Origin of the sequence: Aliivibrio sp. EL58 (genome assembly GCF_900312675.1) — a bacterium.
GTDB lineage: Bacteria > Pseudomonadota > Gammaproteobacteria > Enterobacterales > Vibrionaceae > Aliivibrio.
The window spans coordinates 1,293,826-1,308,556 of sequence record NZ_OMPC01000009.1 but is presented as its reverse complement, the minus strand read 5'-3'; the positions used below and the strand labels follow the sequence as shown (position 1 = coordinate 1,308,556).

Here is a 14,731-nt window from a genome sequence, read left to right as displayed (position 1 = left end):
TAACATGTTAGTTGGTGAAGAATTAGAAACTACAGTAATGGAATTAATTATTAATGCAGGTGAATCAAAATCATGTGCAATGGAAGCATTGCGAGCGGCAAAATCTGGAGAGTGGGATAAAGTTGATGAGCTTTTAAAGCAATCTGCAGAAGCTTCAAAAAGAGCGCATGATGTACAAACACAACTCATTGGTATGGATGAAGGAGAAGGTAAAGTACCCGTTAATTTAATTATGGTGCATGCCCAAGATCATATTATGACCTCAATGCTTGCGAAAGAGATGATTCAAGAGTTAATTGAGATCCATCGCGCATTGCAGAATAAATAATAAAGTGTATTTAGCGTAATAACTTAGATATTATTACGCTAATTTCATATACATATTTTTGAGGGCTTCAATGGCAACAATCAATGACGTATGTAAGCTTGCTGGTGTCTCTAAAGCAACCGTTTCTCGAGTAATGAATGGGAAAGGACCAGTAAAAGAAGAAACAAAAAAACTGATTTTTGATGCAATGGAAACATTGAACTATAAACCGAGCCTCGTAGCTCAAGCATTGGCAACAAATAGTTCGAATAGTATTGGCCTTATTGTGTCTTTCTTTGATGGTTATTATTTTGGTATTTTACTCAAAGAGGCGACAAGAATTGCAGAAGAATCAGGAAAACAGTTAATTGTTACTGATGGTCATAACCAACTTGAAACTGAAATTGAAGCCATCAATTCATTAGTAGCAAGAAAGTGCGATGCTATTTTAATTTATAGTCGTACTATGACGGCTGATGATTATTGTGATATTCAAAAGAAATTGCTTATCCCACTTGTTGTTATTAACCGAACGTTACCTGATGGGCTAGGGCATGCAGTGGCTTTTGATCAATATGATGCAAGCCAAATGGCCATTGAGCATCTTATTGAATTAGGCCATAAAAAAATAGCAATGATTACCCTTAATCAGGGTTCAAGTACTGGGCAAATTCGCTTAAAAGGAGCGAAAGAAACGCTTACAAAACATGGTATTAATGATGATGAGAACTTAATTATTATAAAAAATGGTAAGTTAGAAGATGGATACCAAGCATGTAAGGAATTGCTTAAGCGTTCACGAGATATTACCGCTATTTTTTGTTTTAATGATCATTTAGCACTAGGGGCGATTAAAGCATTAAAAGAGATGAATATCCGCATTCCTGAAGATATTTCTATTGTGGGTATTGATAATGATGAGATTTCTGCTTTTTTATCTCCCGCATTAACAACAATTAATGTACCAATTCAAGAGATAACTCAATTAGCAATGAACAAAGCTTTAAAATTAATATCAGATAAAGAAGTTAAACCAACAACTGAAATATTAAAAGGTAAGTTAATTGTTCGAGATTCTAGTTGTAAACTTAAGTAAATATAAAAGGGTTATTTTAAATGTAACCCTTTTATATGTCGAATACTTGTTTTTAATATTGAAAATAAATCTAAAAATAAAATATATATAAATATAAAACATGCGTGATCAGGTTAATGTTTGAAATTAATTGTAGTTGAATAATATTTGTTTGAAAGTGAATAATTAAAATAGTTCATTAATGAGTCGGTATTTATAAATCGATAATATTATGAAAATTTGAAACTATTATTTAAATAGATTAAAGGAATTACAATGAAATTATTACCTATCGCTTTTGCTGTTGCGGCAACATTTACATCACCTTATATTTTGGCCGAAACAGATCCATTAGATAATATTCAAGTAGATGATCAGCAACCGTTAGTTATTTCACCAGCAACAGACATTCCTGATGGAATCATTTTTTCTGGGTATGCTCGTTATGGTTTCCATTTCTCAGATGATGTAGAAAAGTACGTTTCTGCTGATGGGCAATTAATTGGAAATGCTACTGGGCGTTTGGGGAATGAAGGTAATGGTGGTGAGTTTCAATTTGCCAAAGGGTTTGTATCAGATAATGGTACGATTTGGGATGTTGTATTAATGCTAGAGCATTGGGGTGATGACGTTGGTTTGAAGAAATTCTATGCGGGGGCTACGAATGTTTTTGAATCACAACCTAATGCTTATATTTGGGCTGGCCGAGATTTCCACAACCGACCTCAAACAGGGTTGAACGATTATTTCTGGATGCAGAATGATGCTCAAGGTGCTGGTATTAAAAATCTTGAATTTGGAAGTGTAAAATTCGATATGGCTGCGGTAGCACAAGTTGATGAGAATGGCGGTACAGGCGATAGCGGAAACTATGCGATTACTTCTAAATTGCATGATATTAATTTAACAGGTGCTCTAGACCTTTCTTTTTACGCAAACTATGGCTTTTCCTCTAAAAATACTGAAACCGACAAGGATACCGAAACTTGTACGGGTACGGGGGTAGCTAAACAGTGTTATGTGGATGATATTGATTCCTATCAACTAGCAATTGAATTAAATCATAGTGTTGGAATGTTAAGTAACAAATTTGTGACTCGCTATGGCAATAATGTCGATAATAATATCTTTAATAAAACAGAAGACCTTTCTACTTTACTAATGCAATTAGAAGGTAAGCTAGTGATGAGTAATCAAACTAATATTGAATATTTAGTTGGCTACCAGTCACTAGAAGATAAAAATGCCAGTCAAGATGATCGTGCGAACTACAGTGCAATTGTGCGCCCAACCTATGCATGGAACAGTATTCACTCTACTTGGTTAGAAGCGGGATATTCATTAGTTGATTTTGATAATCAAAGCGGACAAAACGATGCATGGAAAGTAACGCTATCTCAAAATATTAGCTTTGATATGGATTCAGGTGCACGCCCAATGCTGAGACTTTATGCAACGGTGGGTGATTCAAATACAGAGGTTGATTTAACTCGTGGAGAAACGGGTAAACAAGATACCTTTGCTGTTGGTGCTATGTGGGAAGCTTGGTGGTAAGAGAAAGAGTATAAAATAAGGGGGGAATTGAGCAGGCTGCAACATTATGGGCCTGCTCAATTTTCATTAAAGCACTTAATATTCTTCTGCCATACGATATGGAGGTAAATTAAACTTTGCCGCTTTAAAGCCTACCATGATCAATTTGCCCGTATAGTGATCATCACCAACAGAAGAAAATTCAAATTCATACATGGTATATAAGCGTTTCTTTCCACTTGGTAAGCGAAAGCCATATGATCCTCTTGCTACACTTAATAGTTGCAACTCCATTTTTTTACAGTATTGCTGGATAGCTTGATGTGCGTATTCTGATTGTCTTCTTTGTTGCCAAAAAAGAAAACAGAAAAAGGTTAAGCCAAGTATCGCAAAAAGATTATCCATATCATTAGCTCTTGGTGGTTTGCTGTAAAGTTAATAGTGCGTCTGCTAGTTTTGGATCCGCTTCACCATGAAGGATCTGTAGCATGCACATACGTAATTTAGGTTGCATTACTAAATCGGAAAACAGCTGGTTGAACAGTTGCTGATCGCCCGTTTGAGCTAAACGAAGTAAAAATAAATTCGCAGTCGCTATATCTTCTAATCCTGTCCAGCAACGACCAGCAATCGCTACCAATACTTCAGGGTGACTTAAACGTTCACTCGATAAAATTTGAGTTAATGCTTGAGATAAGATTTTTGTTTCCGCACCAGAAAGAGCACGAATATGTGCAGATAGTAAAAATAGATCAGTACCATCATCACTACAAAGATCGCTAATGATTTCTTGCTGTTTTAGCGCTAACTTCTCTGGCAGCTCAATGTGCTCTAAACAGCCAAGAGTTGCATATAAAACCGTAGTGGGTAAATGCGGTAATGCTTTACGTAATGCAACGCCATTATTTTCTTTATCAAGATTTGCACAGACATCCGCTAAGCCCTGCACCCCAACAAACTGCCAGTTATCCCAACCATTATTACCAGAGAGGTAAGTTTGAGCATGCTCGTAATACTGACTCATAGGCTGTTTCAGCGTGGTACGTAATACACTGTGAAACATGGCCATCTTGTCATCTTTAGGCTTAAACGTGTATGGGTTACTTGAAAGCTTTTGTTGTTGCTCTTCGTTTAGATCGCCACTTAATGATACGCCAATAGCTTCAACAACATATTTAATAAAGTTACCGATATCACCTTGTTGTAATAAACCGCGTTCATCTAAAGGAAGTTTTAAAAACCAAATCCAAGGTTGTTTACTTTTATTCCAATACGCAATTGCTAAATGAGCATGACGTTGAAGAGGATAAGGATAAGGTTGCTGAGCCGCTTCTATGGATTCAAATTGTTTATTTGAAATAGGTTGTACACGACGACCTAAATCATAAATTGTGTATTCACAGTCTGATTGTTGTATCAGTTGGCTAAGCGTATAAATCTGGTCCATGATATGTCTTATTCTATGGTTAATATCGTGATTATACCCAAGCCTTGATAAGATGGTATCCTTTGTCATTAAAAGTATCAGAGAGTGCGAGTTCAATCGGTTATGACAGCATCGTTAGTATTATCAGAGTTACTAGAGCAGTTAGCTCAACAATTGGACTATCATGGGCACTGGCAAATTACAGCACCATCGATAGCTGATTTATCAAGTACAGAACCTTTTTCAATCGACACCTTATCTGCTACGGAATGGCTACAGTGGATTTTCATCCCTAAAATGAATCAGCTAATTTCTCATGGTCAACCGACGCCAAAAGGGTTTTCGATTGCGCCTTATATTGAAGAAGCATTAAAAGATGTTGATGGCTACATTGACATTGTTCGTTTATGCCACGCCATTGATGCATTAGGTAAATAAAGTGAATACAGAAGAAAACGCAGTGACTCACGATGAGTTATTAGAAGAGCAGGTTGAGCCAATTGAGCTTGAGATTGTTTATCGTGACGAGCACTTAATTGCGATTAACAAACCTGCGGGAATGCTAGTACACCGCTCGTGGCTTGATAAACATGAAACCGTATTTGCCATGCAGACATTACGCGATCAAATTGGTCAACATGTCTTTCCATTACACCGTTTAGATAGACCAACATCAGGCATATTATTCTTTGCTTTATCAAGTGAGATTGCCGCTCAAGTTTCGCCGCTATTTGCGAGTCGAGAAATAAAGAAAACCTATCATGCGATAGTTCGTGGATGGATAGAAGAGGCAGATACGTTAGATTATCCTCTTAAAAAAGAGTTGGATAAAATAGCCGATAAAAAGGCCTCAAAAGAAGTTGAAGCAAAAGAGGCTATAACGGAATATAAACCACTAGCTAAGGTGGAGTTACCTTATTCAACCGGTAAATTTCCAACCAGTCGTTATTGCTTAATGGAGCTTAAACCTCATACGGGTAGAAAGCATCAGCTTCGTCGTCATATGGCACACTTACGTCATCCAATCGTTGGGGACACGAGTCATGGTGATGGTAAGCATAATCGATTATTTAAAGAGAACTTGGATAGCCACCGTTTGTTATTACATGCATCAGAGTTGAGTTTTACTCATCCAATCACGAATGAAAACATAGTAATAAAAGCAAGTGTTGATGAAACATGGCAGAGGTTAATGGTCGAGTTCGGTTGGGATGTTGAGTTATAGAACATTGGATTAAAGACAATAAAAAAGGGAAGTGAGATAAACTCACTTCCCTTTTTTTAATTAAGATTTTTAATTCAAATCTTGATAATCAATTAAGATTATTTAGCCATTGCTTCGCTGCCGTTTTCACGGATCTTCTTAAGCATAGACTTAACGATACGTGGACTACCAGCTACTAGGCTACCAGTTTTCATGTAGTCAGTGTTGCCAGTGAAGTCAGTACAGATAACGCCAGATTCACGAGCGATTAGGTCTGCTGCTGCCATTTCCCAAGGCTTAAGGCCAAGAGCGAAGAAACCATCGATGCGAGCTGCAGCTAGGTAACATAAATCTAGAGAAGGACAACCAGAGCTACGGATATCAGAACATTCAACAAACATTGCGCTCAATACTTTTGAGTAGCTTGCTGCGTGTTGTTTTTGACGGTATGGAAGACCAGTCGCAAGAATTGTTTCGTTCATGTCTTTTAATTCTTGAACACGAACACGTTGGTTGTTGCGTTGAGCACCAGCACCACGTTGAGCTGTGAATAATTCATTACGGATTGGATCGTATACACAAGCCACTTCTGTACGGCCTTTAATGCGAACCGCAATAGAGATAGAGAAGTGTGGGATACCTTTAACGAAGTTAGTCGTGCCATCTAATGGGTCAATGATCCATTGAACGTCAGCGTCTTTGCCTTCGATTAGGCCAGACTCTTCAGAAATGATGCTGTGATCAGGGTAAGATTTCTTGATCATGTCAACAAGCATGTATTGAGCATCGTTTTCGATGTTCGTAATAAACTCGTTATTGCCTTTTTTTGTTGTTTCAATTTTGTCAGTTTGCTCAAAAGATTTAGCAACAAAGTCACCGGCTTTACGCGCAGTACGTATAGCAATATTTAGCATTGGATGCATAGTTATATCCCAAAAGATGTTAAAGAACAGAAATCGCGGCGAGTATACACAAAGTAGTTATCAAAAGGAAGCGTTTATTTTTTGTTCAGTTGGTAGGTTTATTATAAAAAAAGCGAGGCAAGGTTAAAATCTCGGGTATATAAAGAGGAAAGGGTAATTGCTTTATGATAGTATCCGGCGGCTCTTTTCATCAGATGGAAAAATAACATGTTAGATAGAATTCGTATTGTCCTTGTTGGTACCAGTCACTCAGGAAACATTGGTTCAGCAGCTCGCGCAATGAAAGTAATGGGGTTAACTAATATGGTATTAGTAGCACCAGAATGTGAAGTTGATGGCCAAGCCATTGCATTAGCAGCAGGCGCAAGTGATATTGCGAATCGAGCTCGTATTGTTGATACATTAGATGAAGCTATTTCAGACTGTGGTTTGGTTATTGGCTCTAGTGCTCGCTCAAGAACGCTTGAATGGCCAATGCTTGAACCACGTGAAGCAGGCGTTAAAGCGATTGAAGAAGCGCCAACGCACCCTATCGCATTTATTTTTGGTAGAGAAAGAGTTGGATTGACTAATGAAGAATTACAGAAATGTCATTTTCATGTGTGTATCCCAGCAAATCCTGAGTACAGCTCACTAAACTTAGCGATGGCTGTACAAACAATCAGTTATGAAGCTCGAGTTGCTTGGTTAGATAGTCAAGCATATAAAGGGGAATCAAAAGAAGCAGAATACCCTTTAAATTTTGAGTTAGAGCTATTCTATGAGCATCTTGAAAAAGTGATGACAGAGACTGACTTTATTAATAAGGCTCACCCTGGCCAAGTAATGAATAAAATGCGTCGTATGTTTAACCGTGCTCGTCCAGAAACGCATGAATTACGTACGTTACGTGGGATCTTGACTGCTGTAGAAAGAAGCATGAAAGACGAAAATATAAGCAAGTAATAATACCTGACTAAAATACTAGGTTAAATACTTGACCAAAACAGTCAGGTATGGGAAGATTCATTCCATACGAATAGTGTGGATATGAGGTAACTTATGAAATTAACTTCAAAGGGAAGATATGCAGTAACAGCAATGCTTGATGTTGCACTGCATGCCAAAGAAGGTCCTGTACCGCTTGCTGATATATCTGAGCGACAAGGGATTTCATTATCTTATCTTGAGCAATTATTCTCTAAATTACGTAAAGCTGGCTTGGTTGCAAGTGTCAGAGGTCCTGGTGGTGGTTATCGCTTAGGATTAAGTGCTGATAATATTGCGGTAGGAATGGTTATTTCTGCTGTTGATGAATCGGTTGATGCAACCAAATGCCATGGTAAAGAAGGCTGCCAAGGTGGAACTCGTTGTTTAACGCATACCTTGTGGCGTGATTTAAGTTCACGTATTAGTAGCTTTTTAGATGGAATTACACTTGGTGAACTGATGGTCGACAATGAAGTTCAACAAGTATCAGATAGACAAAATATCGATGCAGCCTTAAATAATGGGTTAGCAACGGGTTCTAAAATAATAAATTCTGTGGGTGTTAATGTCCGCCTTTGACGGTCAAACGTCTGTATTCTCGGAGATGAAAATGAAACTGCCAATTTACTTTGATTATTCGGCGACTTGTCCTGTTGATGAGCGTGTAGCGAATAAAATGGTTCAACATATGACAATGGATGGATGCTTTGGTAACCCAGCATCACGTTCGCACCGTTACGGCTGGCAGGCTGAAGAAGCGGTTGATACAGCTCGTGACAACATCGCTAGCCTACTAAATGCTGATCCTCGTGAGATCGTATTTACATCAGGCGCTACAGAATCAGATAACCTTGCAATTAAAGGTGCTGCGCATTTCTACCATAAGAAAGGCAAGCACGTAATTACTTGTAAAACTGAGCATAAAGCAGTTCTTGATCCGTGCCGTCAGCTTGAGCGTGAAGGGTATGAAGTTACTTACCTAGATCCAGAATCTAATGGTTTAGTTGACCTAGCTAAATTAGAAGCAGCGATGCGTGAAGACACCGTGCTTGTTTCTATTATGCATGTAAACAACGAAATTGGTGTGATTCAAGACATCACAGCAATTGGTGAGCTTTGTCGTTCACGTAAAATTATTTTCCATGTTGATGCAGCACAATCAGCAGGTAAAATCCCTCTTGATGTACAAGAAATGAAAGTGGACTTAATTTCTCTTTCTGCTCATAAAATGTATGGTCCTAAAGGGATTGGCGCATTGTACGTTCGTCGTAAACCGCGTATTCGTTTAGAAGCACAAATGCACGGTGGTGGTCATGAGCGTGGTTTCCGTTCTGGTACATTAGCAACTCATCAAATCGTTGGCATGGGTGAAGCGTGTCGTATCGCAAAAGAAGAGATGCAAAAAGATTATGACCATTGTTTAGCAATGCGCGATCGTCTTCTTGATGGTGTTAAAGATATGGAAGCTGTACATATTAATGGTGATTTAGACCAACGTGTACCACATAACTTAAACATCAGCTTCGAATTTGTTGAAGGTGAATCACTGCTAATGGCATTGAAAGATCTTGCGGTTTCTTCGGGTTCAGCATGTACGTCAGCAAGTCTTGAACCATCGTATGTATTACGTGCGCTAGGTCTAAATGATGAGCTAGCACACAGTTCAATTCGTTTCTCATTTGGTCGTTATACGACGGAAGAAGAGATTGATCATGCAATCACACAAATTAGCCAAGCAGTAAATAAACTGCGTGATATGTCTCCATTATGGGATATGTATAAAGAAGGCATCGACTTAAACACGGTTGAGTGGGCACACCACTAACACGGACGTTCCAGAATTTAGAGGTATTTATCATGGCTTATAGCGAAAAAGTAATCGATCACTACGAAAATCCACGTAACGTTGGTTCATTTGAAAAAGATGATCCATCAGTTGGTAGCGGTATGGTTGGTGCACCAGCGTGTGGTGATGTTATGAAATTGCAAATCAAAGTATCTCCAGAAGGTATTATTGAAGACGCAAAATTTAAAACATACGGTTGTGGTTCAGCAATCGCATCAAGCTCACTAGTTACTGAGTGGGTTAAAGGTAAAACATTAGACGAAGCAGCAGCGCTTAAAAATGCTGAAATCGCTGAAGAGCTAGAATTACCACCAGTGAAAGTTCACTGTTCAATCTTAGCGGAAGATGCGATTAAAGCAGCGGTATCTGATTACCGTAATAAACACTAAGATTAAGTAACGTTATAAAGCGTCTGTTTACGTGATATCGTGTAAATACGGCGCTTTATTGTCTAATATAGGTCGTTATTGATTAACGACACCCATGACCACAAACAAATATAGTAAAGGTTGTAGTATGGCCATTTCAGTAACTGAAGCAGCAGCAAGCCGTGTTCAAACATTTCTTGAAAACCGAGGAAAAGGCATTGGTCTACGTTTAGGCGTAAGAACCTCTGGTTGCTCTGGTATGGCGTATATTCTTGAATTTGTTGATGAACTAAACGAAGAAGACCAAGTGTTTGAAGAGTTTGGGGTTAAGATTATCATCGATCCAAAAAGCTTAGCTTACATGGATGGAACTGAATTAGACTTTGCTAAAGAAGGTCTAAATGAAGGTTTCCAATTCAACAATCCAAACGTAAAAAGTGAATGTGGGTGTGGTGAAAGCTTCAACGTATAGAGCATAACGTTAACTATGAATCATTTTGAATTATTTGGGCTGCCAAACCAGTTTGAACTGGATGGTGGCCTTCTTTCTGCTCAATTCCGTGAATTGCAGAAACGATTCCACCCTGATAACTTCGCGACTTCGTCAGAACGTGACCGTTTACTTTCCGTTCAAAAAGCGGCGCAAATTAACGACGCTTATCAAACGCTAAAAAATCCAGTCTCCCGTGCAGAATACTTACTTTCAGAACAAGGTCATGATATTCGTGGTGAACAAACGACGATGCAAGATCCAATGTTTTTAATGCAACAAATGGAACTGCGAGAAGATCTAGAAGATATCTCATCAAGTTCAGATCCTGAAAGTGCGTTATTTGATTTTTCTGAAAATGTTTCCGCAATGCGTAAATCACAATTGTCTGAATTAAAAAAACAATTAGACGCGGATGCATGGCAAGAAGCGGCACAAAGCGTACGTAAATTGAAGTTTATTGATAAGCTCAATCAAGAAGTCGAAAAGTTAGAAGATAAATTATTAAATTAATCTTTGTTAGATTAATTAAGTGAAGGATATTACCCATGGCATTTCTACAAATTTCTGAGCCTGGACAAAGTGCTGCACCACATCAACATAAACTAGCAGTCGGCATCGATTTAGGCACAACTAACTCACTAGTCGCTTCGGTTCGAAGTGGTGAAGCAAAGACATTACCGGATACAAAAGGCAATGTAATTCTTCCGTCCGTAGTGCAATATCAAAACGATAAAATTTGTGTGGGTGCCAACGCTTACCAGTCTGCGGCTTTAGATCCTCAAAATACCATTATTTCGGTAAAACGTTTAATGGGCCGTTCGCTGAAAGACATTCAAACACGTTACCCTGATTTACCTTACGAATTTAAAGAAAGTGATAATGGGTTACCTGTTATTAATACACCTCAAGGTGATGTGAACCCAGTTCAAGTATCAGCAGAGATCCTTAAATCATTATCTAACCGAGCTCAAGCAACGTTAGGTGGCGATCTTGAAGGTGTTGTCATTACAGTACCGGCTTATTTTGATGATGCTCAGCGCGCAGGAACCAAAGATGCAGCAACATTAGCTGGCTTAAATGTGCTTCGTCTATTAAATGAACCAACAGCCGCTGCGATTGCTTATGGCTTAGATTCAGGTCAAGAAGGCGTTATTGCAGTTTATGATCTTGGTGGTGGTACGTTTGATATTTCAATCCTACGTTTATCAAAAGGCGTATTTGAAGTATTAGCAACAGGTGGTGATTCTGCACTGGGTGGTGATGACTTTGACCATGCATTAGCGCAATGGATTAAAGACCAAGCAGGTATTACATCAGCACTTTCTAATCAAGAACAGCGTGAGCTTTTGACATTAGCAACAGAAACTAAAGTGGCATTGTCAGATGCAGACTCAGTGACTGTTTCTTTTAAAGAATGGTCAGGCAATATTACAGTTGATATTTTTAATCAATTAATTCAATCGTTAGTGAAGAAAACACTAATGGCTTGTCGCCGTGCATTAAAAGATGCAGATATTACCGCAGAAGAAGTAATGGAAGTGGTTATGGTTGGCGGTTCAACAAGAACACCTATCGTACGTAGCTCTGTAGGAGATTATTTTGGCAAAACGCCATTAACCAGTATCGACCCTGATCAAGTGGTTGCTATTGGCGCTGCCATTCAAGCGGATATTTTAGTGGGTAATAAACCTGATGCTGAAATGTTATTGCTTGATGTTATTCCATTGTCTCTAGGTATAGAAACCATGGGCGGCTTGGTTGAAAAAATCATTCCGCGTAATACCACGATCCCTGTAGCGAAAGCACAAGAATTTACCACTTTTAAAGATGGTCAAACAGGCATGATGGTTCATGTCGTTCAAGGTGAGCGTGAAATGGTGGAAGATGGGCGCTCTCTTGCTCGCTTCTCATTGAAAGGTATTCCACCGATGACGGCGGGTGCTGCACATATCCGAGTGACTTACCAAGTGGATGCTGATGGTCTTTTATCTGTAACTGCAATGGAAAAAAGTACCGGTGTTCAATCTCATATTCAAGTTAAGCCTTCTTATGGTTTAAGTGATAATGAAGTAGCTAGCATGCTGAAAGATTCAATGACGTTTGCTAAAGAAGATATGCAAGCTCGTGCATTAGCAGAGCAGCAAGTTGAAGCTGACCGTGTTATCGAAGGATTAGTTGTCGCGCTTAATAATGATGGCGATGCATTACTATCCAAAGAAGAACAAGCAGAAGTTTTACAAGCAGTTGAAGCGTTGATCACAGTACGTCAAGGTACAGATACGCAAGCAATTGAAGATGGAATTAAACACGCTGATGAAGCAAGCCAAGAGTTTGCTGCGCGTCGAATGGATGCATCTATTCGCGCCGCATTAGCCGGTCAATCTATTGATGAGGTATAGAAATGCCAAAGATTATTGTTCTACCACACAATGAGTTATGCCCAGAAGGTGCAGTACTTGAAGCAAATGAAGGCGAAACGGTTTTAGATGTAGCCCTTAAAAATGGTATTGCGATTGAGCATGCGTGTGAGAAATCATGTGCATGTACAACGTGTCATATTGTTATCCGTGAAGGGTTTGATTCACTTGAAGAAAGTGATGAGCTTGAAGATGACATGCTAGATAAAGCATGGGGTCTAGAACCAGAATCTCGCCTTGGTTGCCAAGCGAGAATGGCAAAACAAGATTTAGTGGTAGAAATTCCAAAATATACACTAAACTTAGCATCAGAAGATCATTAATCTTCAAAACCTAAGATGTTAAATAAGAGGGCAAGTTTTGAGAAGTAAGTGATTACTCGCCTCAAGCTTGCCTTTTTTATTAGCTATAAAATGACCAATTTAAAAGGAGTTTACAATGAGTTTGAAATGGATAGATTCTAGAGAAATAGCGATTGAATTGTCAGATAAGTATCCGGATACGGATCCAAAAACAGTGCGGTTTACTGATTTGTGCCAATGGGTTTTAGAGTTAGACGACTTCGATGATGATCCTAAACATTCTGGAGAAAAAGTATTGGAAGCGATAGTGCTTTGTTGGATGGATGAATGGGATTAGTTCACTAAAATTAATCAATTCAGTTATAACGTCTAAATTCCCACCAACTGCTTAGATCAATCTCTTAGATTTTGCTGAAATTCCTTGTATCGCCAAGGTAAAGTAGGCAAATTATATTAAAAGAACATTCTGTTCGCTTATTACCGGTTTGTATTAACGCAATATAAATAATTGGCAGAGCTAATCTGTATGATTGTATGGAGTTATTGCGTGCTTAAAGGAGATTCACCATGTCACAAAAGTTGACTGTACAACTTTCATCAATTGCTGCACCTACTCATTGGGGTGACAACGCACCGCTTTCATTTACGGCTGAAGGTGCTGTTATCCACTGTACCGACAGCGACGTTTATAGTGCAATTCAGCGTGCAGCTCGAAAGTTAACAGGTCAAGGTATTGTTGCTGTTGAACTAGAAGGTTCAGAGTGGGATTTAGAGTCTATTTGGTCTTTTGTTCAAGGCTTCCGTGATTCGAAAAGCAATAATGACGTGACTTGGGCTGGGCTTGCAGCGGCAGATGAAAAAGAGTTGAATGATCGTATTTTGACGACTAATTGGACTCGTGAAGTTATCAATAAAACGGCAGAAGAAGTAGCCCCTCGTCAGTTAACGACAATGGCTGCTGAGTTTATTAAGTCGGTGGCGCCTGCTGGTACCGTTACGGCTAAGATTGTTAAAGATAAAGATTTACTTACTGAAGGTTGGACGGGTATTTATGCGGTAGGTCGTGGCTCAGAACGTACTTCAGCGATGCTACAGTTAGATTACAACCCGACGGGCGACGAAAATGCACCAGTATTTGCATGTTTGGTTGGTAAAGGCATTACGTTCGATTCAGGTGGTTACAGTATTAAACCGTCTGGCGGCATGGCATCAATGAAAGCGGACATGGGCGGCTCTGCATTAGCGACGGCTGGCCTTGCAATGTCGATTCTTCGTGGTTTAGACAAGCGTGTTAAATTGATTTTATGTTGTGCTGAAAACATGATTTCTGGTCGAGCATTAAAGCTAGGCGATATCATTACCTACAAAAATGGTAAAACAGTAGAGATCTTAAATACCGATGCAGAAGGTCGTTTAGTATTAGCTGATGGTCTTCAATTTGCTTCAGCACAAAACCCAGAGCTTATTATCGACTGTGCAACACTAACCGGTGCAGCTAAAATGGCAGTAGGTAATGATTTCCATTCATTGTTAAGCTTTGATGATGAGTTAAGTCAAAAAGCACTTGCTTCTGCTCAGGAAGAAAATGAAGGGCTATGGCGCTTACCGTTAATGGAATTCCACCGAACTATGTTGCCATCAAGTTTTGCTGATTTAGCAAACATTGGATCTGGTCCATATTCACCAGGTGCAAGTACAGCTGCAGGTTTTCTTTCTTACTTTGTTGATGATTATAAGAAAGGATGGTTGCATATGGATTGTTCAGCAACTTACCGTACTGCCCCGTCAGATAAATGGTCTGCTGGAGCAACAGGGGTTGGTGTAAGAACATTAGCAAACCTTTTAACGAAATAAATAGAATGAAGATC

Annotated in this window: 18 protein-coding genes; 15 read left to right on the top strand and 3 right to left on the bottom strand. The window is 39.0% G+C overall.

What is annotated here, in order from left to right; translation table 11 throughout:
* The first annotated feature begins 4 nt into the window (after nt 1-4).
* From ED622_RS16920 to ED622_RS16910, 3 genes are all read left to right on the top strand, one after another.
* Nucleotides 5-328 (top strand): PTS lactose/cellobiose transporter subunit IIA, encoded by a 324-nt coding sequence (locus ED622_RS16920; RefSeq protein ID WP_122036022.1) that lies wholly within the window; start codon nt 5-7, stop codon nt 326-328.
* A 70-nt stretch (nt 329-398) separates the two neighbouring features.
* Nucleotides 399-1,403 (top strand): LacI family DNA-binding transcriptional regulator, encoded by a 1,005-nt coding sequence (locus tag ED622_RS16915; protein ID WP_122036020.1) that lies wholly within the window; start codon nt 399-401, stop codon nt 1,401-1,403.
* A 255-nt stretch (nt 1,404-1,658) separates the two neighbouring features.
* Complete coding sequence (locus ED622_RS16910; RefSeq protein ID WP_122036019.1) at nt 1,659-2,936, top strand: carbohydrate porin; 1,278 nt, start codon at nt 1,659-1,661, stop codon at nt 2,934-2,936.
* 75 nt (nt 2,937-3,011) lie between these two features.
* On the opposite strand, the gene ED622_RS16905 is transcribed toward ED622_RS16910, so the two are convergent.
* Complete coding sequence (locus ED622_RS16905) at nt 3,012-3,320, bottom strand: DUF3301 domain-containing protein (RefSeq protein WP_122036017.1); 309 nt, start codon at nt 3,318-3,320, stop codon at nt 3,012-3,014.
* Nucleotides 3,321-3,324: 4 nt separating this feature from the next.
* On the bottom strand, nt 3,325-4,362 hold the full coding sequence (locus tag ED622_RS16900) for a DUF3549 family protein (RefSeq protein WP_122036015.1): 1,038 nt from the start codon (nt 4,360-4,362) through the stop codon (nt 3,325-3,327).
* 102 nt (nt 4,363-4,464) lie between these two features.
* Here ED622_RS16900 and ED622_RS16895 point away from each other — a divergent pair, with 102 nt between their 5' ends.
* Together ED622_RS16895 and truC are read left to right on the top strand one after the other, a co-directional pair.
* A complete protein-coding gene (locus ED622_RS16895; protein ID WP_122036013.1) occupies nt 4,465-4,779 on the top strand; it encodes a YqcC family protein in 315 nt (104 codons plus the stop codon).
* 22 nt (nt 4,780-4,801) lie between these two features.
* The gene (gene truC, locus ED622_RS16890) at nt 4,802-5,566 is read left to right on the top strand and encodes a tRNA pseudouridine(65) synthase TruC (protein ID WP_371413446.1); all 765 of its coding nucleotides are present in this window, start codon (nt 4,802-4,804) and stop codon (nt 5,564-5,566) included.
* Nucleotides 5,567-5,664: 98 nt separating this feature from the next.
* On the opposite strand, the gene suhB is transcribed toward truC, so the two are convergent.
* Complete coding sequence (gene suhB, locus ED622_RS16885; protein ID WP_122036009.1) at nt 5,665-6,468, bottom strand: inositol-1-monophosphatase; 804 nt, start codon at nt 6,466-6,468, stop codon at nt 5,665-5,667.
* A gap of 207 nt (nt 6,469-6,675) precedes the next feature.
* Between suhB and trmJ the strand changes: the two genes are divergently transcribed.
* From trmJ to pepB, 10 genes are all read left to right on the top strand, one after another.
* Nucleotides 6,676-7,413 carry a tRNA (cytosine(32)/uridine(32)-2'-O)-methyltransferase TrmJ gene (gene trmJ, locus ED622_RS16880; protein WP_122036007.1) on the top strand — a complete coding sequence of 246 codons (738 nt, stop codon included), beginning with the start codon at nt 6,676-6,678 and terminating at the stop codon, nt 7,411-7,413.
* A 96-nt stretch (nt 7,414-7,509) separates the two neighbouring features.
* Nucleotides 7,510-8,016 (top strand): Fe-S cluster assembly transcriptional regulator IscR, encoded by a 507-nt coding sequence (gene iscR, locus ED622_RS16875; RefSeq protein ID WP_122036005.1) that lies wholly within the window; start codon nt 7,510-7,512, stop codon nt 8,014-8,016.
* 31 nt (nt 8,017-8,047) lie between these two features.
* Nucleotides 8,048-9,262 (top strand): IscS subfamily cysteine desulfurase, encoded by a 1,215-nt coding sequence (locus tag ED622_RS16870; protein WP_122036003.1) that lies wholly within the window; start codon nt 8,048-8,050, stop codon nt 9,260-9,262.
* Between the two features lie 32 nt (nt 9,263-9,294).
* Nucleotides 9,295-9,672, top strand: a complete 378-nt coding sequence (gene iscU / locus ED622_RS16865; RefSeq protein WP_045101377.1) for a Fe-S cluster assembly scaffold IscU — start codon at nt 9,295-9,297, stop codon at nt 9,670-9,672.
* 127 nt (nt 9,673-9,799) lie between these two features.
* A complete protein-coding gene (iscA, locus tag ED622_RS16860) occupies nt 9,800-10,123 on the top strand; it encodes an iron-sulfur cluster assembly protein IscA (RefSeq protein WP_045101378.1) in 324 nt (107 codons plus the stop codon).
* A 15-nt stretch (nt 10,124-10,138) separates the two neighbouring features.
* Complete coding sequence (gene hscB, locus ED622_RS16855) at nt 10,139-10,654, top strand: co-chaperone HscB (protein WP_122036000.1); 516 nt, start codon at nt 10,139-10,141, stop codon at nt 10,652-10,654.
* A 35-nt stretch (nt 10,655-10,689) separates the two neighbouring features.
* The gene (hscA, locus tag ED622_RS16850; RefSeq protein WP_122035998.1) at nt 10,690-12,543 is read left to right on the top strand and encodes a Fe-S protein assembly chaperone HscA; all 1,854 of its coding nucleotides are present in this window, start codon (nt 10,690-10,692) and stop codon (nt 12,541-12,543) included.
* A 2-nt stretch (nt 12,544-12,545) separates the two neighbouring features.
* Nucleotides 12,546-12,884, top strand: a complete 339-nt coding sequence (fdx, locus tag ED622_RS16845; protein ID WP_122035996.1) for an ISC system 2Fe-2S type ferredoxin — start codon at nt 12,546-12,548, stop codon at nt 12,882-12,884.
* Nucleotides 12,885-12,999: 115 nt separating this feature from the next.
* Nucleotides 13,000-13,200: a Fe-S cluster assembly protein IscX gene (gene iscX / locus ED622_RS16840; protein ID WP_122035993.1), complete on the top strand. Its 201-nt coding sequence runs from the start codon at nt 13,000-13,002 to the stop codon at nt 13,198-13,200.
* Between the two features lie 230 nt (nt 13,201-13,430).
* Complete coding sequence (gene pepB, locus ED622_RS16835; RefSeq protein WP_122035991.1) at nt 13,431-14,717, top strand: aminopeptidase PepB; 1,287 nt, start codon at nt 13,431-13,433, stop codon at nt 14,715-14,717.
* Nucleotides 14,718-14,731: the final 14 nt, after the last annotated feature.

Coding starts and splice junctions, on each gene's coding strand:
- iscA (WP_045101378.1), top strand. CDS start 9,800: ATGGCCATTTCAGTAACTGAAGCAGCAGCAAGCCGTGTTCAAACATTT.
- suhB (WP_122036009.1), bottom strand. CDS start 6,468: ATGCATCCAATGCTAAATATTGCTATACGTACTGCGCGTAAAGCCGGT.
- fdx (WP_122035996.1), top strand. CDS start 12,546: ATGCCAAAGATTATTGTTCTACCACACAATGAGTTATGCCCAGAAGGT.
- ED622_RS16915 (WP_122036020.1), top strand. CDS start 399: ATGGCAACAATCAATGACGTATGTAAGCTTGCTGGTGTCTCTAAAGCA.
- iscX (WP_122035993.1), top strand. CDS start 13,000: ATGAGTTTGAAATGGATAGATTCTAGAGAAATAGCGATTGAATTGTCA.
- ED622_RS16870 (WP_122036003.1), top strand. CDS start 8,048: ATGAAACTGCCAATTTACTTTGATTATTCGGCGACTTGTCCTGTTGAT.
- hscB (WP_122036000.1), top strand. CDS start 10,139: ATGAATCATTTTGAATTATTTGGGCTGCCAAACCAGTTTGAACTGGAT.
- pepB (WP_122035991.1), top strand. CDS start 13,431: ATGTCACAAAAGTTGACTGTACAACTTTCATCAATTGCTGCACCTACT.
- trmJ (WP_122036007.1), top strand. CDS start 6,676: ATGTTAGATAGAATTCGTATTGTCCTTGTTGGTACCAGTCACTCAGGA.
- ED622_RS16905 (WP_122036017.1), bottom strand. CDS start 3,320: ATGGATAATCTTTTTGCGATACTTGGCTTAACCTTTTTCTGTTTTCTT.
- ED622_RS16910 (WP_122036019.1), top strand. CDS start 1,659: ATGAAATTATTACCTATCGCTTTTGCTGTTGCGGCAACATTTACATCA.
- ED622_RS16920 (WP_122036022.1), top strand. CDS start 5: ATGTTAGTTGGTGAAGAATTAGAAACTACAGTAATGGAATTAATTATT.
- ED622_RS16895 (WP_122036013.1), top strand. CDS start 4,465: ATGACAGCATCGTTAGTATTATCAGAGTTACTAGAGCAGTTAGCTCAA.
- hscA (WP_122035998.1), top strand. CDS start 10,690: ATGGCATTTCTACAAATTTCTGAGCCTGGACAAAGTGCTGCACCACAT.
- iscU (WP_045101377.1), top strand. CDS start 9,295: ATGGCTTATAGCGAAAAAGTAATCGATCACTACGAAAATCCACGTAAC.
- iscR (WP_122036005.1), top strand. CDS start 7,510: ATGAAATTAACTTCAAAGGGAAGATATGCAGTAACAGCAATGCTTGAT.
- ED622_RS16900 (WP_122036015.1), bottom strand. CDS start 4,362: ATGGACCAGATTTATACGCTTAGCCAACTGATACAACAATCAGACTGT.